The following is an 18,831-nucleotide window of genomic DNA, read 5'->3' as shown; positions in this document are numbered from 1 at the left end:
TTTCAGGTTAGCCCGTGGCCCGGGCCAGCCTGAACCGGCTGCGCAGGCTCCTCCGCTCCGGTGGCGGTTCCGGCACGAGCCGTGACATCACCATCGACCGGATCGCGGTGCGAGCCGGTGACCGTGGCGCCGAATCCGCGAGAGTCCTGCCGCTCAAGACGGCCCCATCGAGACCCGCCTGATCGTGCGGCACGAGCACGGGCGACTCGATTCCGCCGAATCTCGACAGCGTCTGGGTCACCTGGGCGTGAGGATTCATTCCGATCGCGGATGCCCGAATCCGGTTCATCACGACCGTCACATCGTTCGTCGAGGCCGTCTCAATCATGTCGACGTGTGCCCGCAGGAATCTCGACAGCCCCACAGGATCCGCCGACCCGACTGCCACGATGCTGTCGGCCTCACGCACGGCGGTCACTGCCGCGGCATTGCGTCGGGGCGCGAAGAGGTCACTGGAGATCTCTTCATCGTTCTCCAGGCTCGAACTGGTGTCGAGGATCGTGTAGTCCACCCACGAGCGGCACCGGGCGATCGTGGTCGCCACCCGCTCTCCCGACAGTTCGGGCCATCGACTCGGCCGCCCGATGCCGGTCAGCACCCAGAACCCGCCAAGCGTCGATTCGTAGCGCTGGGCTATCCGCTCGAGTTCGAGCTGGGTGAGAGTGTCATTGCCGGCGAGGCGACAGGCTGCAGCAAAACCGGGTGCCTCGTCGAGCATGCCGAGGGCGGGAGCGATGGATGCTCCGTGCGTGTCCACGTCGGCCAGCGCGACACTGTGCCCCATCGCTGCGAGTTCTGCAGCGATTCCGATCGCGATGGTCGTGCGGCCAGGGGAACCGGCGGGACCCCATACCGCGATGACGGAACCACGGGCGGCCCGTCGTAGCGCGGGGATCAGCTCGCGGCCCGCGCCCGCGATCACCTTTTCGATGTCGGGCCAGGGGGACGCGGCATCCATCGACTCGAAGATTCCGAGCGAGGCAGCATGCCTGCGCCCGGCATCATCGGTAGCGAGAGCGATGAGTCGCACCCCGGCGTCGTCGCAGGATGCGAGCACCCTGTCGGTGAGGTATCGCGGCTCTGAGGCGACAATGACGATATCCGGAGCCACCGGCCCGACGAGGGATGCAAGCTCAAGCGCACTGGCGCTGCGGGCAACAACGTCGTGCCCGTGCCTCACGGCGTCGTCAGACACGCGGTCTTCAAGCGCGACGGGCAGCGCGATCGCGATGCGTGCCATCTCAGCGCCGGCCGGGAATGGTGGCGGGCACGATCGACATCGCATCGGAGTTAGACACAGCCTCCAGCACCCTGGCTATCCGCGCCTTCGGCACCAGCACCTCCACCGCCATCGATACCCCGCCAGCCATGATCGTCTCCGACTGCACGAGTCGTACGACCGTGGCACCGGCTACGATCACTGCGGGTGGCCCGAACTGGCCGTTCGCAACCTCTCGGGACGACCACACGTCGACTATTGAGCCTGATTCGATGGATGCCGCGAGCGCGCCATTCACGTTGAGCACGAGCGAGGTCAACCGCAGTCCGCTCACGCTGCCGACTGCCGACGCTGGAATCAGTTCACCCTCGTCGACAGCCCGCGTGACCACGAAACCACCGTCCGGAACGTCTCCCGGCAGCAGGTAGAGCGAGCCGACCCCGGCCAGTCGCACGTTGCTGGTGTCGAGGTCGGCCAGCGAGATGCGGTCCCCGGGCGTCAAGGAGGTGCTGGCGGAGTAGACCTGCACGGTTTCGTCGGCCGTCGACACGATGGCGACGACCGCAGCTACCGAACCGATGACCAGCACGAGACCGATAAGAAGCCGCGGGTCTACCGCGAAGCCGCGCCCCTGCCGTGAATGATTCTTCATGGGTCCACTCCCTGCGGCGTCCCGACTGGCGCCTCGGAACTATGGTCGCGAGTGCAGCATATTCACGGCGAAAGTTATCCACATGCCGCCCACGGACGCCGCTCCCGTTTCATACTCGATACATGGATGACGCGACTTCTACCGAACAACTCGGGCGGTTCCTCACGCTCGGCGACACGGCCGAGCTGCTCAACATCTCGGCAAACCAGGCGTATGCGCTGGTGCGATCGGGCGAATTACCTGCGATCAAAGTCGGAGCGAGCGGGCAGTGGCGCATCGAACGCAGCGTGCTCGAGTCGTACATCGCTGCGATGTACGAGCAGACGAGGCGTATAAATCTCTGGAACCAGTCCGACTACTCGAACCTCATCGAGATCCCGTTCGGTCAGCCGAACGGCACCTGACCGGCAGCGGCACCTGACCGGCAGCGGCACCTGACCGGCAACGCCACCTGACCAACGGCGGCACCTACGAGAGCCGCACCATCATCACAGAGACGAGGGGCAGCAGACGCAGCTCCTTCACTTCGGATGCTCGGCGCTGTGCTCCGGGTTCATGCATGGCCAGGTCGAAGTGGTCTTTGCCTACCCTGTCGATGGTGCCGTGCAGGGTTCCAGCCGGGGTGACGACATCGATGGCCCGACGCCTGCGGCACAGGTCTCTCAGTACGAAGGTGAGACCCAGCCGAGCAGACAATTCCGGATGCGTGGTGCCCTCGCTGTCCCGAAGACTCCCCGGTGCTCGTGCAGCTGGGATGCTGACACCCAGCACCGAATACAGCGGGATGATGCACTGCCGCTGACGGCTCGAGCCATCGATCACGTCGGCCGAGAACCAGTCACGCCCGACGAGCACCGGACGCACAGCAAACCGCTCGCCATGCGCGAGGGTCACCCCCAACTGCACGGTGTCGCCGCGGGCCGCGGCGTTGTGCAAAGCCACCAGGCGATCACGAAGTGACAGCCTTCCCAGCCGCAGTCGTTCTTCCTCAGCGTCGACGTCGCTCTCCTCGATAGAGATCTCGCGCTCGAGCTGACTCTCGAGGTCGTCGAACAAACTGTCCCAGCGCATGACGGCGACGCTAGCGGCGCGGGCGCGAACATCGCGGAGGTTATCCACAGCGCCAAAATATCTATGGACACGGGGGCCCGCGTACTGCTTTAGTATGCCTACCCCCGTACGGGGGTGGAACGATTCGCAACTCCACAGATCCATCGATTGGGGCATCGCGTGACCACAGCAGCTCAACCCGATGGCCCCATGTCAGCGACCGCGCCGTCCGCGGCCGCGCCCTTACACGCCACGCGCCAGAGGTTCGTTCCGGACGAGTTCTTCGGGCAGCAACCGAGCAGCACCTCGGCGCTTCCCGACCCGTCACCGCTGATCGAGAACCTCACTCGAGCTGTAATCGAGATACTGGCCGGAGCGCGGGATCTCGAGCAGATCTCCCGGTGGGTGACCGACGACGTCTACCGGCACCTGCTCAAGCGCGTTGTGCTGAGCGCCCGCGCCCGCCATGCCACCGGGCGCGCGGTTACCCGGCCGCACTTCTCGATCGGTTCCATCTCCCAATTCGAACCGCGGGATGGCGCGGTCGAAGCGGTCGTCATTGTGCACAACCGAGTGCGCACCAGGGCTGTCGCCCTCAGACTCGAGGGTTTAGACAGCCGCTGGCGCGCGACGGCGATCAACGTTCTTTAGAAAACCGTTCTACAGGCGGTCAGACCTTCGCCCCGACGGTTGCCGAAGCGTTCGACTCGTACGACGTGTTCGTCGACTCGAAGAAGTTCACCAACTGAAGGGTGTCATTGGCTGCGGCCATCCACTTCGCCGGGTTAGACACGTTGTAGTGAGTCTCGAAACCGAGCTCCTCGAGACGACGGTCGGCCAGGTACTTCACGTACTGGTTGATGTACGTGGCGTTCAGCCCGAGGATGCCGTTCGGGAGGAGATCGCGGTTGTACTGCTCTTCCATCTCGACCGCATCCACGATCATCTGCTTGATCTCTGCCGCGAATTCCTCGGTCTGGAGGTCGGGGTTCTCTTCGAGGACTGTCAGGATCAGGTTGATGCCGAATTTGAGGTGCAGGCTCTCGTCACGCACGACCCAGTCCATGAGCGAACCGAAGTTACGCAGCAGGTTGCGCTGACGGAAGCTCAGGGCGACCATGAAGCCCGAGTAGAACCAGACGCCCTCGAGGATGACGTTGTACGCAACCAGGTTGCGGACGAAGTCCTTCTTGCCCTCTGTGGTGTTGATGTCGAGTGTCTGCTCGGTCATACGGCGGATGTACTTGAGCTCGAACTCCTCCTTGCGGGCCATCGACGGGATGTTGACGTGAGAGTTGTACGCGGCCTCGCGGTCAATGGGGAAAGTCTCGAGCACGTACTCGAAGCTCATGCAGTGGTTGGCTTCTTCCCACATCTGCTTCGCGAGGTACAGCGAGCACTCCGCAGCGGAGACGTAAGGGTACACGCCGAAGGCCAGAGCCTTGTTGACGAGCAGCTCGTTCGGGTTGAAGTAGCTCATCAGGAAGGTGACGGCGTGACGTTCCTCATCCGTCATCTTCTTGAAATCGGCGATGTCCTCACCGAGCTGGATCTCGTTCGGGAACCAGGTGTTCGCAACGGCCTGGTCGTAGAGGTCCATGGCCCACTGGTATTTGATTGGCTTGAGCAGAAGGCCGTCCTGGAGGCCTGTTCCGAGAATTCCCATGATTAGTTCCTTTGATCGTTTACTGGCAGCTGTCGCATTGGAGGTCGTCCATCGGATCGACCGGTACGTAATATTCGGTGCTGAGATATTCCGTGTCGAACCGAGGCAGCATCACTGCCTCGGCGCTGGTGTCGCGAGATAGCAGTGCAATTCCCGTAGTTCCAGCGAGCATCAGGCACCCGCCTTGGGTGCGAGTCCGCCGAACCCTCGGCGGGCAGGAGCCGACGACGGAGCAGACTGCGCTGCACCTGCCGCCGGTGTCGCGTTCGACGACGCGATGTCTTCGGACTTGTTGACCTTGACCGTCGACTGCTCGGCGGTGTGGCGCGGTTTCATGTGCAGGTAGTAAGTGGTCTTCACGCCGCGCTCCCATGCCGCGAAGTAGATGTCCATCATGTCGCCGAGGTCACGCGTCTCGAGATACATGTTGCGGCTGATGGCCTGGTCGATCCACTTCTGGGCACGGGCGGCAACCTCCAGGAAGGAGTACGGCGACAGCTGGAAGCTGGTCTTGTACACCGCCTTGAGGTGGTCGGGGATCGATGCGATGTTCTGGATGTCACCCTGGCTGCGAAGGATCGCCTCGCGAGTCGACTCCCAGATTCCGAGCTTCTGCAGGTCGACCACGAGGTTGCGGTTGACCTCCAGGAACTTACCGTTCGAAGTGGAGCGGCTGAAGATCTGCGAGAACTGCGGGTCGAGGCCCGGGGTCGTACCCGCGACAAGACCAATGGATGCGGTCGGCGCGATCGCCATGAGCGTCGCGTTGCGCATTCCCCCCTTGACCTTGACGCGCAGGGCGTCCCAGTCGAGGCGAGTTGTGCGGTTGACCTTGATTTCCATGCCACGGTCGGCTTCGGTAAGCGCGATCGAGTCGAGTGGAACCATTCCCTGTGCCCAGCGGCTGCCCTCGAAGTTCGCGTAGGCACCACGCTCCTTGGCCAGTTCGGTCGAGGCATCGATGGCGGCGTACGAGACGTACTCCATGATCTCGTCGATCAGGTCGTATGCCTCTTCGCTCTCGTAGCTGATGCCGAGCTTCTCGATGACATCGGTGAAGCCCATCACGCCGAGTCCGACGGCACGGTTCTCCCGGTTGGAGAAGTCGGCTTCTGCCACGCTCGAGCGTGTGATGTCGATGAGGTTGTCGAGCTGGCGCACAGCCAGACGTGCACTCTCGGCGATCTTCACGAAGTCGAGGCGCCCGGCGTCATCCAGGTGCCGCGAGAGGTTGATCGAGGCGAGGTTGCAGACCGATACGTTGTCTTCATCCTGCGGCAGCGTGATCTCGGTGCAGAGGTTGGAGAGGTGGATCGTGCCCGTGTTGTTGTTGAGCGCGCGGTTGTTGATCGTGTCTTTCCAGGTCAGCCACGGGTGGCTGGTGGTCTGAAGTGAGATGAGGATCGACTTGAACTGCTCGCGAGCGGTGATCTTTTTGAACATGTGCATCTGGCCCGCTTCGGCCATCGCGACATACTCGTTGTAGCGAGCCGAGAACGCCTTGCCGTACAGCTCGTTAAGATCGGTGACCTCGAGCGGGTCGAAGAGGTACCAGTCGTCGTCGTTCTGCACGCGCTTCATGAACTCATCGCTGATCCAGACCGCGGTGTTGGCGGTACGGGTACGGCGGTACGGGTCGCCCGAGTTGTTGCGGAGTTCGAGGAACTCCGGGAAGTCCATGTGCCAGTTCTCCATGTAGAAGCACAGGGCGCCGAACTTCTTGCCGCCCCGGCTGACCGCCCGCAGGATCGAGTCGATGGTGTGCATGAACGGGATGGGGCCCGTCGACGAGGTGTTGTTCGAGCGGATGGGCGATCCCTGGGCGCGAAGCTTGGTAACCGAGAGCCCGATTCCGCCTGTGCCCTTGGTCAGCCACATGACATCGCGTGTGGTCTTAGCGATGTGCTCCATGTCGTCCTGCATCTCCATGACGAAGCAGTTGGCCAGCTGGGGATACACGGTGCCGGCGTTGACGAGTGTCGAGCCGGCAGCCAGGTACTCGAGGGTCGACATCTTCTTGTAGAAGGCGAGTGCGGCCTGGGTGGGGTCGGCCTCATTGAGCGAGAGCCCCATGGCGATGCGCATCCAGAAGTACTGCGGAACCTCGAGGGCGTCACCATTGCGACCCTTGATGCCGTAGCGGTTGTTCAGCGTGACGACACCGATGTATTTGAGCAGTTCGTCGTGCGCGGGCTCAAGCTGCGTCGACAGGAAGTCGAGGTCGAAGAGTTCGACGAGTCGCGGATCGAGCAGCCCTTCGTCGACACCGCGGACGACGTTGGCGGCGAAATGCTGCCGGTGGAGGTCCTTGAGTTCGGCCGAGGTCTCATAGTCGCCGAGCACACGCTTGTAGATCGTCTTGAGAAGCAGTCGCGCTGCTACGACATCGAATGCGGGATCGTCTTTGACGTTCTGCAGGGCGACCTGGATGACCGCTTCGTCGAGCTGCTGGGTGGTGATGCCATCGAACAGGGTCAACTCGAGCTCCGAGGCGATCTGCGTCACCCAGGTGATGTTGTCATCAAGACCGACCGTCACGGCCTCGATCGCGAGGTTGATCTTGTTCGCGTCGTATGGCTCCCGCTCGCCACTGCGCTTGACGACTGTAATTCCCACAGAAATCTCCCTTGGATGCTCTTTTGCGGGGCTCATGACCCCAAAAACTGCTGTTCGCCGCGACCCCCGGCCAGGCTGTTCTAACACTATATATCGTGCCACCGACATGACGCCAACACCACATCTAGTGGGCGTGTCATCCACAGGTGTGTATAAGTCCGGGGACTTATGCACACCCTGTGCACTACGGGCCGGAGCACGCTGCCTACCCCGAACCTGGCCCCGCCCGACGCTAAGCTTGCACTCTTGTGAAGAGCTACCTGGACCTGCTGCGAACGCCTGGAGTGGCGCGCATCATCGCCGCACAGCTCGCCGCGAGATTCCCCAGCGGCATGCTCTCCCTCGCTTATCTCCTCCACGTCGAGCACATCTTCAACTCTTACGGCGCGGCCGGACTCGTGCTCGCCGCCACCAGCATCGGGCAGGCCATTGCCGGCCCTCTTACCAGCCGATGGATGGGCGCGTGGGGAATGCGTCCCGTGCTCATTTTGACGACGGTGGTGGCCGCGACATCCATGGGCATCGTCGCATTCGTCGCCATGCCGCTCGTCGGATACATGATCGTCGGATTCCTCGGCGGCCTGAGCCAGCCGCCGGTGCAGCCGGCTGTGCGCACCATCTACCCCAAGATGGTGAACTCCCGACAGTTGACCCCCCTGTTCTCACTGGATGCCTCAGCCCAGGAGATCATCTGGATCGCCGCCCCCGTGCTCGTGACGTTCGTCTCGATCCAGATCTCCACAGTGCTCGGAATCGTCGTGGCCATGGTCTTCCTGATCGGAGGCGGTGCGTGGTTCATCTCCAGCCCGGAAGTGGGCAGGGTTCGCATCCCGCGCAGCAAACGGAAGCTCGGCGTCGTGCTGAGCCGGCCGCCGGTACTGCTCGCGACGGTCGTCGGGTTCCTGCTCGTCGGCTCCTGCGCCGCCATCGAGACCGGCGTCGTCGCACGATTCGGTGAAGATGGCCCGCAGGCCGGCATCATGCTCGCGTTCTGGGCGCTGTCGTCGCTCGCCGGCGGCCTCACCCTCGGGCACGTCCCCGTCGGCCCCTGGGCGCTCGCGCGTCGCATGGCCGTCGTGTTCGCCGGATGCACGCTCGCCCTGTTCGCGTGGGACTTCTGGTCACTCGCTCTCGCCCTCCTCGTCGCCGGGCTGTGCATAGCACCGGCTCTCGCCGTGATGTTCGCCATCGTGTCGGCGAGCGTCAAGTTCAGTGACACCGCAGAAGCGTACGGCTGGGTCGGTACCGGGCAGTTGATCGGCGCCGCAATCGGCTCTGCTGTCGCGGGATTCCTGATCGACGGGAACGGCTCGATCGGCGGGTTCATCACGGGAGCAGTCTTCGCGGCCTTCGGCTTCGCTGTGCCGTTGGTGTTCCGGCGAGCGCATCCCGATCTTCGAGGCAAGGATGCAAGTCCCATCGCTGACACCGAACCGGTCGCGGTCCAGCCCAGCTGACCAGCTGGTAACGACAGCATGAGGATTGTCGCAAAATAGAGGTGACGGCGATCTCCACGGCGTCGGTCCACCACGAGGGAGCATGAGATGACCAATTCGCAGGGAGTCGCCGACAAAGCGATCGCGCTGGGCTTCGACACTGTCACGACCGTCCAGCACGTGGCGGGCAACACCGCGCTCACGATCTCAGACACCTACCGGTTGAAGCCCCTGAAATTCTGGGGCCTCGTGGGTGCTGCCGTCATTGCCGTAGCTGCGACAGTCGCAATCGCCCGCCGCTGAGTTTCAACGCTGAGGTTCGCCGCTGAGGTTCGCCGAGGCGGGACGCCCTGGCCCTCGCAACCGGGCTGTCAGGCCCGAGCTATCAGGACCGGGCGATCAGGCCCGAGCGAACATCCGCTCGGCGATCATCCGCCCGATCGGAATCGACGAGGTCGCAGCAGGGGACGGTGCGTTGCCGACATGGATCTGCCGCTGCGTGCTCTCGAACTGGAAGTCTTCGATGAACGATCCGTCGCGGCGCACCGCCTGGGCACGAATGCCCGCCGAGCGCGCACCAAGATCCTTCATCGTCAGCGTGGATGCATACTTGCGGCACTCCTGCAGGTAGCCGGACTTGAGGAGCGAATTCTTCAGCTCGATGACCGCGGGTCGGAGATTGCGAGACGCCATCTTCCAGAAACCACCGTAGGTCGCGAAATCGAGCACGTCTGAGGGCCGCACGGAGCCACGGCGGTAGCCTTCGCGCGACCAGCCGAGCACGGCGTTCGGTCCGACCGTCACCCGACCGTCGATGGTTGGGCTGATGTGCACGCCGAGGAAGGGCATCGAGGGATCCGGCACCGGGTAGATGAGGTGACTCACGAAATCGTTGCGCTCCGGAGGCAGGTCGAAGTACTCACCGCGGAACGGGACGATCCTGAAATCGATGTCGATTCCGGCGATACCGGCGATGCGGTCTGCCTGCAGTCCTGCGCAGGCGACCAGGTGCCTGGCCGCCCATTCGCCGCCATCCGCCGAGCGCACCCGCACGACGCCGCCGCCGATGCCGTCCTCCTCGACGATCGAGACCACCTCGGCGTTGAAGCGCAGCGTAACCCCCGCCTTCACGAGTTCGTCGCCCATGACCGACGCCATCCGGCGGTAGTCGACGATGCCGGTCGTCGGCGACAGCAGCGCATCCACCCCTTGCACGTTCGGTTCGAGCTCCGCGAGACCACCGGCACCGATCCGCTCGACCACGATCCGATTCTCGATCGAGCGGCGCTCCAGATCGTCGAGGCGAGTCTTCGCCGTCTGGTCGGTGGCCACGATGAGCTTGCCGACCAGGGAGTATGGGACGCCGTATCGTTCACAGAATTCGACCGTCTCGATGCGGCCCTGGCGGCAGAGTTCGGCCTTGAGCGAACCCGGCGCGTAGTAGATGCCGGCGTGGATCACTCCAGAGTTGTGGCCGGTCTGCCCGGTCGCGACATCCGATGCCTTCTCGAGCACCGTGATGCGCGCCTCGGGGATCTTCTCCAGGATGGCGCGCGCGGTAGCCAGGCCGACGAGCCCTGCACCGATGACCAGGTAGTCGTCCATATCGCGTCGAACCTTCCCTGATGTCGCCCGATCGGCAGCCTCCCCCGCAGAGTGGAGTGCGAATACGCTACCATTCACCCACCCTCCCGTGGCGGAAAGTCCCGTGCTCCGCATCGACCGGTGAGAGCTGAGACTCGCCACTCCCGATAGGCAGATCGTGTCACCCGAACCCGCTCCGCGAATTGCCACCACCGCACAGGTGGACGACGGGGCGCGCCTCGAATCCGGTGTCGTCGTCTGGGAACTTGCACACGTGCGGGAGCACGCCGTCATCGGCGCGGGATCGAGCCTGGGTCGGGGAGCATATGTGGGTCCCGGAGTGATCCTGGGTCGTAACTGCAAGATCCAGAACTATGCACTCATCTACGAACCCGCGGTCCTCGAGGATGGCGTGTTCGTGGGGCCAGCGGTCGTCTTTACCAACGACCTCTACCCCCGAGCGATCAATCCCGACGGTTCGCGCAAATCCGGAGATGACTGGCACGCGGTCGGTGTCACCGTGCGCACCGGCGCGGCGATCGGAGCGCGCGCGGTCTGTGTTGCACCGGTCGAGATCGGCGAATGGGCGCTCGTCGCCGCTGGCGCGACAGTCATCCGGGACGTGCCGGCCTTCGCCCTCGTGGCGGGAAACCCTGCCAGGCGCATCGGTTGGGTCGGTCACGCGGGCGCCCGGCTGCTCGCCGATGGAGACGGCTTCCACTGCCCGGTGTCCGGCGCGTTGTACCGCGAAGTCGATGGTCAACTCTCCCTCGTCGAATCCGGCGCTTGACGGCCGTGAGCAGTTGACGCCGTGTACATCTCCCTGACCAACAGGCCCGGCGGTTCCGAGGGAACCCCCAAGGGGCCCAAGGCCGCCAATCGCGTATCGTCCGTGGTGATCTCGCTCGGCGTCGTGAGCATGTTGACCGACATCTCGTCGGAGTCGGTGGCAGCGATCCTTCCGCTCTACGTCACCGGTGTGCTCGGGCTGTCGACCGTCGCGTACGGCATCCTGGACGGGCTGTACCAGGGCGTGAGCGCGATCGTGCGCATCGGTGGGGGCTGGGTCGCCGACCTCGGGGACCAACCGAAGTGGGTGGCCTTCTTCGGGTACGGCCTGTCCGCCATCGCGCGCATCGGGCTGCTGTTCGCGTCGGGCTTCGGTGCACTGACCGCCGTGTTGACCGCAGACCGGCTCGGCAAGGGCATCCGAACAGCGCCGCGTGACTCGCTCATCACGGCAGCCTCGCAGCCGCAGAATCTCGCCGCCTCATTCGGAATGCACCGCGCGCTCGATAACACCGGAGCCGCCATCGGGCCGTTACTCGCGTTCATCATCCTGTCGATCATCCCCAACGGCTTCAGCACCGTTTTCATGGTCTCTGTCACGTTCGCTCTCGTCGGCGTCGCGGTGCTCGGGATCATCGTTCCCAACCGGCGCTCGAACACACGTGCTCGTAGTACTGAGGACATCACGGAGACCGAGGACATCGCGGAGACCACGGTCGAGCCTCGCGCGGCTCGCCGCCGCAATCGCTGGCGCGAGCTGAACAATCCCGGACTCAAACGCCTGCTCATCGTCGCCGGCATCCTCGGGCTGCTGACGATCGGCGACGGCTTCATCTATCTCGTGCTGCAGAGCCGGAGTTCGTTCGCTGCGCAGTTCTTCCCGCTCCTGTACGTCGGCACGAATGTCGCCTTCCTCGCCTTCGCCGTGCCGATCGGCCGGCTCGCCGACCGCTTCGGGCGGGCGCGCACCTTCGTGCTCGGCCATGGACTGCTTCTCGCTGCCTACGTTTCCGCGACGCTTCCGATCACGGGAGCCGCGATCACGATCGTTTGCCTGATACTGCTTGGCGCATATTACGCGGCCACCGACGGGATCCTGTCTGTGCTGGCCACCCAGTTCACGACCTCCGAAACCCGTGCCACCGCGATCGCCGCCGCCCAGACTGTCGTAGCGATAGCGCGCTTCATCTCGGCGGCAGGATTCGGCATCCTGTGGTTCGCGATCGGTCGCGAGTGGTCGATGACCGTCGTCTCGATCGGCATCGCCATCGCGATCCCGATCGTCGCGGTCATCCTGCGCGGTGCCCGACGATACCGGGCCGACGTATGACCCCGCGACAGCGCATCCTTCTACTGACGGCGATCTCGGTGGTAGCACTCATCGTCGTGGTGGCGTTCGGTGGCGTCGCCTACCTGCAATCGCAGGCGGAGAGAAACGCTCCCAGTGCAGTGGCCGTGACGCCCGTGACGAGTTTTGCCGGGGCGCGGATCGAGTTCCGCAATACGGCCTTCGGAGCAGACTTCGGCAGAGTGGCGAGCGTCTCGCTCGACGATCCGGCGGGTGAACGCTCCGTCTCCCGGCAGGTCTGCGACCGGGTTTACTCCACGTCGAAGCTCACGATGTGCCTGAAAACGGACGCCGGCATCGTCACCACCTGGAGCGCGCTGCAGACCGGGTCGCAGGAGCAGAACTGGTCGCTGCCCGGTGTGCCGAGTCGCACGAGGATTTCGGCGGATTCGCAACTCGTCGCCGAAACCTCGTTCGTCACGGGCGTCTCGTATGCGGCAGTGGGCTTCGCCACCGAGACGATCATTGCGACCGCCGCTGGCGAGAGTTACGGCAACATCGAGCGGTTCACACTGCTGGTGGATGGCGTGCAGATGACCGCGGCCGATCGCAATATCTGGGGTGTGACGTTCACGGATGACGACCGCCACTTCTACGCGACCGCGGCGACCGGAGGCTCGACCTGGCTCGTGCGCGGAGACCTCGTCGACCGGACTCTCACGTCGGTGCACGACGACGTGGAGTGCCCGTCGCTGTCGCCCGATGGCACCCGGATCGCGTTCAAGAAGAACGGTGGCTCCTTCAGCGCACCTGACTGGCACATCGCGGTGCTCGACCTGCAGACCATGTCCGAGACGGTCGTCTCGGACAAGCACAGCGTCGACGACCAGGTCGAGTGGCTCGACGATTCCACGCTGCTCTATGGACTCCCGCGCGCCGACGTCGTCGGCGACAGCGACATCTGGAGTGTGCCCGCCGATGGATCTGCCCCTCCCACTGTGCTCATCCAACACGCGTGGTCGCCCTCGGTAGTGCGGCCATGAATAATCTCCAGCGCTGCCCCGGGCAGGCATGATGACCGCACCGAGGGTCGCTATCTGCGTTGTTACCTACAACAGCGCTCCGCTCATCGCGGATCTTGCCAGCTCGCTCGAGCGGGGAACGGCAGGAGTCACGTTCACCCTCGTCGTGGCCGACAACGCCTCCGGCGATGACACGGTGTCAGAGATAGAGCGCCACGCCCCTCGGGCGACAGTGGTGCGTAATCCAGGAAATCTCGGGTACGCCGCCGGAGTCAACGCTGCGGTGAGAGCCGCAGGGCCGCAGGATGCCTACCTGATCCTCAATGCAGATGTCCGGCTCGATCCAGGGTGTGTGCGCGCACTGTTCGAGACCCTGACGCCGGAGATCGGCATCGTCGTCCCCCAGCTGAGGGATGCCCGCGGGGTGCGAATCTCGTCGCTGCGTCGTGCACCGACCGTGCTTCGCGCCTGGGGGGACGCGTTGCTCGGCGCCGAGCGCGTCGGTCGTTTTCCTTGGCTCGGAGAGATCGTCACCGATCCGAATGCCTATGACACCGAGCACTCGACAGACTGGGCAGAAGGATCGACCCAGCTGATCAGTGCAGCATGCTGGCAGGCGTGCGGTGAGTGGGACGAGTCATACTTCCTCTACTCGGAGGAAACGGAGTACGACCTCAGGGTCCGGGATTTCGGTATGGTCGCGTGGTACCAGCCTCGGGCGACGGCCCAACATCTTGAGGGAGGATCGGCCGACAACCCCCGACAGTGGTCCCTGCTCGTCGCTAACCGCATCAAGCTCTTCCGATCGATGCACGGTAGGGTCTCGACGGCCGCGTTCTGGTGCGCCGTAGTGCTTCGGGAAGCCAGCCGATCACTGATCGGCAAGCAGACCAGTCGGGCTGCCGTTCGTGACCTCATCAGCCCGGCCCGACTCCGTGAACGCCGCGGCCCTGACTGGCTTGCCCACGTCAAGGCCTGAGCCCTCGCGGGTGCGCCCGGCTCCTAAGTCCCGGGTTCCAGCAACGTTACCTTCGTCGCCTCAGCTGCACTGATCACCTCGATGGCACCGCACAATCCTGCGATCAGGATGAACATCCCGCTCGATTGCGGAAATGACAGTCCATCGAAGAAGGCAAACAGCACGGCAATGTTCACCACCGACGCGGCGAGAGCGTAAGCGAGGAGCCGGGTTGCAGGATCAGTCGAGCGTCTCCGGGCAGTGATGCCGCTCCAGATCGCGGTCACGAATATGCCGCCGAACGCTATGACGCCCACGATTCCCAATTCGATGGCGACCAGCACCCACTCGTTGTCGAAGATGTAGTACCTCGGCAGGAAGGTGCCGAATCCTGCGCCCACGAGGGGCGAAGCGGCGATGAATCCTGGGGCGCGGGCAAGACCACCGGTGCGGGACTGGGTACTTGGGTCGTTCGATGCTCCCGCAAAGAGGTTCAGGGTTGTCGTGAGCAAGCCAGGAATCACAACGACGGCGGCAGCCGCCAGCACGATCCCGCCGACGATGACAACGCCTCGATAGCGACGCGGTAGCACGGGGATCATCGTCACTGCAGCGACCCCGAATCCGATGATCGCTGACCGGGACACGGCGATCAGTGCCGACAGGGAGATGAGCGCGACCGGAACCCACCAGCCGATCCTGCTTTTGGTGAGTTGCCACTTGAAGCCGTGGGACACCGCCGCGGCAATCACCAGCGGAAGGGCCGCGTTGAGTACCGTCGCATATTCGAGCGGGTGGACTGCCGTCCCGGGAACACGAGCAACTCCGCCGCGCTCGGCGACATCCATGATCGGCACAGTGATGCCGGGGATCAGACCGAAGAAGTCGAGGAGGGAACTCTTCGTGATGAACTGTACGATGCCCAATGCTGCCAGCAGACCGGCAGCGACGCCGATGCGACTCACAATTCGCTCGAGATCACCCCTGGTGCGAATGCCGTCGATCGTGATCAGGAGCACACCCGCCCACGACAACAATCGGATGAGGGCGGTGAACGCCGGACTGACCTGGTCGTCTGGCTGGCCGCGCAACATCGCCACGGCAAAGCTGACCAACGCGACGATAAAGAACAACAGGAACGCGAACCGGACCGGCTGGCGCACGGGATGCAGCTCGCCCACACGCACCTGAAGTTTTGCGATGACCCACCACGCCAGCATGACGACACCCCACAGCATGGCAGGTCGACCAAGGGATCCGAGTGCGCCGATGGCTGCGCCCGACGGCATCCCCAGCAGCAGCACGAGGTACACCGTGAGCATCGAGACCGCACCCGTGCCGCGCGACGAACGCGATTGCTGTTGCTGTTGCGGCGACGCCGGTGGTGGCCCTGGCGCCCTGATCCCCGTCGCCACGATCAGCGCATTCGTCGAAGAGGTCGCCAGCGCCTCGTGAGCTTAGGCTGCCGAACTCTCCGGCCCGTACTTGGCGCCAGCGCCGATGGAAGCATGTCATCCGGAATGGGGAGGTCGTCGTCATTCAGTTCGAGGATACGAAAATCGTGGAAATCACGGCGATGCCTGCGGGTGCTCAGTCCCTCCACGAGGCCAGCTGTGAGAAGCGTAATCAACAGCATCCCCAATGTCGCCCCACCCGCACCCAGCACCCTGTTTCTCTGGATGAGGGTGCTTTGGTTGTCCACGGTGATCGACTTAATCCCGATCCGATTTCCCTGGGTGATCCCATCAACATCCTGAAGACCGCCGAGCACACGAGTCGTCCTCGCCATGGCGGCATCGAGGGTCTCACCTGCCTCGGCGTTGCTGCTCGCCGTAACGGTGGTGAGAATCTGCGGACCCGAGGTGAGGGGATCCCGGTGGATGAGGATCTCAGCCCCGGGATGGTCCTCCAGGATAGGACCGAGCTCGCGCTCTGACGACATAGCGGTGACGAGAACGTCGGCAGCCTGCGATAGCCCACCCAGGTAGAGGTACGGATTGCCTGCTTCCGGGATGCTCGCCAATCCTGGAAGCAGGAGCTGGGTTCCCGCCCGCTCGTAGTCGGGCTTGATGACCTGCCATGCCGCGATGGCGACGATGATGGTAAGGACGAGTCCCGGGATGACGATGTACCATCGCCGCCACAGACCCCGTAGCGTGTCCGCAAGATTCACTGTTCCACCCCTTCGTGGGAAACCCGCGCGAGCATCTGCTCTCTCGGCACCTTATCTCGCGTGCTCGAGACGCGGTCCAGTGCGACCGCCGCCCAACCGCCGACCATGAGGGCGGCAATCACCAGTGCAACGTACGCGGAAATAACGGCAGTCCGAGACGGGAGAACGTGAAAGATCTGCTTGGTCAGGGGAACTGAGGCTACCTTGATGCGGGCATCCTGAGCGGTAACGGAAGATTGTTGTGCGTCGGAGACCTCGACTACTTTTGCCAGCAGGTCCTCTTGTCGCTGTGACACCCACTGTTCAGATGGGCCGATGATCTGCAGCACGAGTTCGGCGCGCAAGTAACTCGTACTCCATTGGTTACCGGCGTTCGGCAGGGACACGAACGACCCCTCCCGGAGCCCGGCACCGTAGAGCGGCGCGTCATCGGTCGAATAGCTCGCTGGCGCTCCGCCGTCGTTGACCTCGCGGGCAACCACTCCGGCGAACGCAATCACGCTCGCGTCATCGAGCCCACTGTTGAGCGACAGGCTGGTCTTGTCGGGAAGAAGAAACGACACCACAGTCTCGGTGGCATAAAGGCCACCACCGCGCTGGAGAAGGAAGCCACCGACAACAGAAAGGATCAGGGCGGCAGCGATAACGTACCAACGGCGCAGCATGGCCCAGCCCAGGTCACGTACGGTCATCGACTCACCCCCACCCCGCAAGAATAGCGAGCCGGAGGCGGTACGGGCTAGGTAGGCACCCTCCTGAGATGGACGTCGAACTGTTTAGTTTCCCTGCCCCGTGCAATCGATTGCTTTGCCGGTGCTGACAGGCTGCCCTGCGGCATCCAGCTTGACGACCTGGGCCTGGAATGCGGTAACCACAGAACAGTTCACGTCAACCGGCCCGTAGACCCAACTACCGTCGATGACGTTCAGATTCTTGACCGGTCCCGGCATGCCACTTCGGAATGGATATCCACTCGACCCGCCCACGAGCAAACCGTCAATATCCACCTCGGTGTTGCCCTGGTTCTTGGGGTAGAAGAACGGCGATGTGCCATAGCACTCGTTGACGACCTGCATGATTAGGGTGGTGTTGCGTACAGTGACTTTGCTTCCGCCGTACCCCTGGATGCCGTCTCCGTGCCAATCTGTGCACGCGTCAGGGGACTTCACCCGGATGAAGGAGTCGATGACCGACACTGGCCCGCAATTGATGTCAGATCCACCGACTCGAAGCCCTTCGGGAACCCCATCGACGACGATGTTGCGCGCCGTGTAGCCTCCGAACTGGATGACGGGGTTGTCGGTGTCACTCGTCCTGCCGTTGGCGGTGAAGTCCGAGTCTTCGATGAGAAGATTTGGGTAACACGTCGACCCCATCCCATTGATCACGGTGGAGCCTACGTAGTCGATGCGACGCAGCGTCACATTCGCTGCCTCGATGATGATCGTGCCGTCGGTGATGCGGAGATCCTGTACGACTGCGCCAGCCTGGCGCACATAGTAGTTGCCGCTGACCTGTTGGGTCGGTTGCCAACCATTGGGCAACCCTGCGCTGTCCCGAGTCGGGAACCCCTTTGTGGGGGCCGGGGCGGATGGCGGTGTGGGCGTCACGGTGGGCACCGGCAGCGGCATGGGCTTCAGGGGGCCGCTGAAGCTCCGCGTTCCCTCCGCACTGAACACGACGTCAGCCCAGTACTGGCTCGAGCGCCACTGTGAGCGGGGCTGAGTTCCCGGCGCGGAGTAGGTGTAGACGCCCGAGTTTCGCTGTGAGACCGAAACCAGCGACGAAGCGGATCCTCCCGTGAAGTTCTCCGTCGAGGCGTAATAGCCCCCGGCGGGAACCCGGTACGAGACGACATACGGTGTTCCGGACTTGAGCGCCACAGGCTTCGCCAGCGCCGCAGTTTGCCATCCCGATGCGGTTTCGTTTCTGAAGGTCACGTTCGCCATCCGGGTACCGTCTGGCGCCCAGATCGAGCCTGTGTGCACCCCGGTTGCACCGGCTGGCTTGAAGAAGCGGATCGATGTCACCTGGCCACTGACGCTGGGAGTGAACCTGGTACCGAGCTCAGCAGCGCTCGTATCTTTATCCAGGGAGACACCGGTCGGCTTCGAGTTTCCCCAGATGGTCGCGGCGGACGCGGCGGGCCGAAGCTCAGGCCCGGAGGGGGCCGCGATGGCGGCGGATGCGACTGCTCCGGTAGAGAAGACTGACAGCGCAACGATAAGCGCGACTATGGAACGTGGCCGAGAGAAGGTCATGTGAAGCGATGGTGGCACATAATATAGGGGAATTCAAGGCCATCGCCGCACCTGCGCGCGTACTACACAATCTTTCATCTTCCGAGCGTCGGAAAATCCGCCTCGGCCGGCCCGCTA

The 18,831-nt window shown here is 63.6% G+C and carries 18 protein-coding genes; 8 read left to right on the top strand and 10 right to left on the bottom strand.

All coding sequences use genetic code 11. The features are described 5' to 3' along the window. Positions 1-7: 7 nt before the first annotated feature. Together IEW81_RS09130 and IEW81_RS09125 are read right to left on the bottom strand one after the other, a co-directional pair. Positions 8-1,240 carry a CpaE/TadZ family protein gene (locus IEW81_RS09130; RefSeq protein ID WP_097059603.1) on the bottom strand — a complete coding sequence of 411 codons (1,233 nt, stop codon included), beginning with the start codon at positions 1,238-1,240 and terminating at the stop codon, positions 8-10. Position 1,241: 1 nt separating this feature from the next. Next, positions 1,242-1,871, bottom strand: coding sequence for a hypothetical protein (locus tag IEW81_RS09125; protein ID WP_097059602.1), 630 nt, complete (start codon positions 1,869-1,871; stop codon positions 1,242-1,244). Positions 1,872-1,993: 122 nt separating this feature from the next. Between IEW81_RS09125 and IEW81_RS09120 the strand changes: the two genes are divergently transcribed. Further along, complete coding sequence (locus IEW81_RS09120) at positions 1,994-2,275, top strand: helix-turn-helix domain-containing protein (protein ID WP_097059601.1); 282 nt, start codon at positions 1,994-1,996, stop codon at positions 2,273-2,275. A 64-nt stretch (positions 2,276-2,339) separates the two neighbouring features. Here IEW81_RS09120 and IEW81_RS09115 read toward each other — a convergent pair whose 3' ends face one another. After that, a complete protein-coding gene (locus tag IEW81_RS09115; protein WP_229671324.1) occupies positions 2,340-2,990 on the bottom strand; it encodes a hypothetical protein in 651 nt (216 codons plus the stop codon). 111 nt (positions 2,991-3,101) lie between these two features. Here IEW81_RS09115 and IEW81_RS09110 point away from each other — a divergent pair, with 111 nt between their 5' ends. Then, entirely contained in the window at positions 3,102-3,572 is a 471-nt protein-coding gene (locus tag IEW81_RS09110) for an Rv3235 family protein (RefSeq protein ID WP_229671323.1), read from the top strand. Positions 3,573-3,591: 19 nt separating this feature from the next. Here IEW81_RS09110 and IEW81_RS09105 read toward each other — a convergent pair whose 3' ends face one another. After that, positions 3,592-4,587 carry a ribonucleotide-diphosphate reductase subunit beta gene (locus IEW81_RS09105; protein ID WP_097059599.1) on the bottom strand — a complete coding sequence of 332 codons (996 nt, stop codon included), beginning with the start codon at positions 4,585-4,587 and terminating at the stop codon, positions 3,592-3,594. A gap of 171 nt (positions 4,588-4,758) precedes the next feature. Further along, a complete protein-coding gene (locus tag IEW81_RS09100) occupies positions 4,759-7,203 on the bottom strand; it encodes a ribonucleoside-diphosphate reductase subunit alpha (RefSeq protein ID WP_179691753.1) in 2,445 nt (814 codons plus the stop codon). 248 nt (positions 7,204-7,451) lie between these two features. Between IEW81_RS09100 and IEW81_RS09095 the strand changes: the two genes are divergently transcribed. Further along, positions 7,452-8,660: an MFS transporter gene (locus IEW81_RS09095; protein WP_097059597.1), complete on the top strand. Its 1,209-nt coding sequence runs from the start codon at positions 7,452-7,454 to the stop codon at positions 8,658-8,660. An 87-nt stretch (positions 8,661-8,747) separates the two neighbouring features. Beyond that, complete coding sequence (locus IEW81_RS09090) at positions 8,748-8,942, top strand: hypothetical protein (protein ID WP_097059596.1); 195 nt, start codon at positions 8,748-8,750, stop codon at positions 8,940-8,942. A gap of 96 nt (positions 8,943-9,038) precedes the next feature. Here the strand turns inward: IEW81_RS09090 and lhgD are convergent, their stop codons facing one another. Then, a complete protein-coding gene (gene lhgD / locus IEW81_RS09085; RefSeq protein WP_308421894.1) occupies positions 9,039-10,322 on the bottom strand; it encodes an L-2-hydroxyglutarate dehydrogenase in 1,284 nt (427 codons plus the stop codon). 79 nt (positions 10,323-10,401) lie between these two features. On the opposite strand from lhgD, the gene IEW81_RS09080 reads away from it, so the two are divergent. Genes IEW81_RS09080 through IEW81_RS09065 form a run of 4 tightly spaced genes read left to right on the top strand, consistent with a single transcriptional unit; the run spans position 10,402 to position 14,301 of the window. Next, positions 10,402-11,013 (top strand): acyltransferase, encoded by a 612-nt coding sequence (locus IEW81_RS09080; protein ID WP_229671322.1) that lies wholly within the window; start codon positions 10,402-10,404, stop codon positions 11,011-11,013. 21 nt (positions 11,014-11,034) lie between these two features. Then, on the top strand, positions 11,035-12,342 hold the full coding sequence (locus tag IEW81_RS09075; protein WP_179691752.1) for an MFS transporter: 1,308 nt from the start codon (positions 11,035-11,037) through the stop codon (positions 12,340-12,342). After that, entirely contained in the window at positions 12,339-13,343 is a 1,005-nt protein-coding gene (locus IEW81_RS09070; RefSeq protein ID WP_179691751.1) for a TolB family protein, read from the top strand. The genes IEW81_RS09075 and IEW81_RS09070 overlap by 4 nt, the downstream gene beginning before the upstream one ends. Before the next feature lie 31 nt (positions 13,344-13,374). Next, the gene (locus tag IEW81_RS09065) at positions 13,375-14,301 is read left to right on the top strand and encodes a glycosyltransferase family 2 protein (protein WP_097059834.1); all 927 of its coding nucleotides are present in this window, start codon (positions 13,375-13,377) and stop codon (positions 14,299-14,301) included. A 23-nt stretch (positions 14,302-14,324) separates the two neighbouring features. On the opposite strand, the gene IEW81_RS09060 is transcribed toward IEW81_RS09065, so the two are convergent. From IEW81_RS09060 to IEW81_RS09045, 4 genes are all read right to left on the bottom strand, one after another. Beyond that, a complete protein-coding gene (locus IEW81_RS09060; RefSeq protein WP_143544610.1) occupies positions 14,325-15,695 on the bottom strand; it encodes an O-antigen ligase family protein in 1,371 nt (456 codons plus the stop codon). A gap of 2 nt (positions 15,696-15,697) precedes the next feature. Then, positions 15,698-16,453 carry a hypothetical protein gene (locus tag IEW81_RS09055; protein WP_097059593.1) on the bottom strand — a complete coding sequence of 252 codons (756 nt, stop codon included), beginning with the start codon at positions 16,451-16,453 and terminating at the stop codon, positions 15,698-15,700. Beyond that, positions 16,450-17,145 (bottom strand): hypothetical protein, encoded by a 696-nt coding sequence (locus IEW81_RS09050; RefSeq protein ID WP_143544609.1) that lies wholly within the window; start codon positions 17,143-17,145, stop codon positions 16,450-16,452. The genes IEW81_RS09055 and IEW81_RS09050 overlap by 4 nt, the downstream gene beginning before the upstream one ends. A gap of 84 nt (positions 17,146-17,229) precedes the next feature. Continuing rightward, positions 17,230-18,714, bottom strand: coding sequence for a DUF4082 domain-containing protein (locus tag IEW81_RS09045; RefSeq protein WP_097059591.1), 1,485 nt, complete (start codon positions 18,712-18,714; stop codon positions 17,230-17,232). Between the last annotated feature and the right edge of the window lie 117 nt (positions 18,715-18,831).

The sequence above is a fragment of the Salinibacterium xinjiangense genome (assembly GCF_014645015.1).
GTDB lineage: Bacteria > Actinomycetota > Actinomycetes > Actinomycetales > Microbacteriaceae > Rhodoglobus > Rhodoglobus xinjiangensis.
The sequence above is the reverse complement of the archived record's forward strand: the minus strand, read 5'-3'. Positions and strand labels throughout refer to the sequence as shown.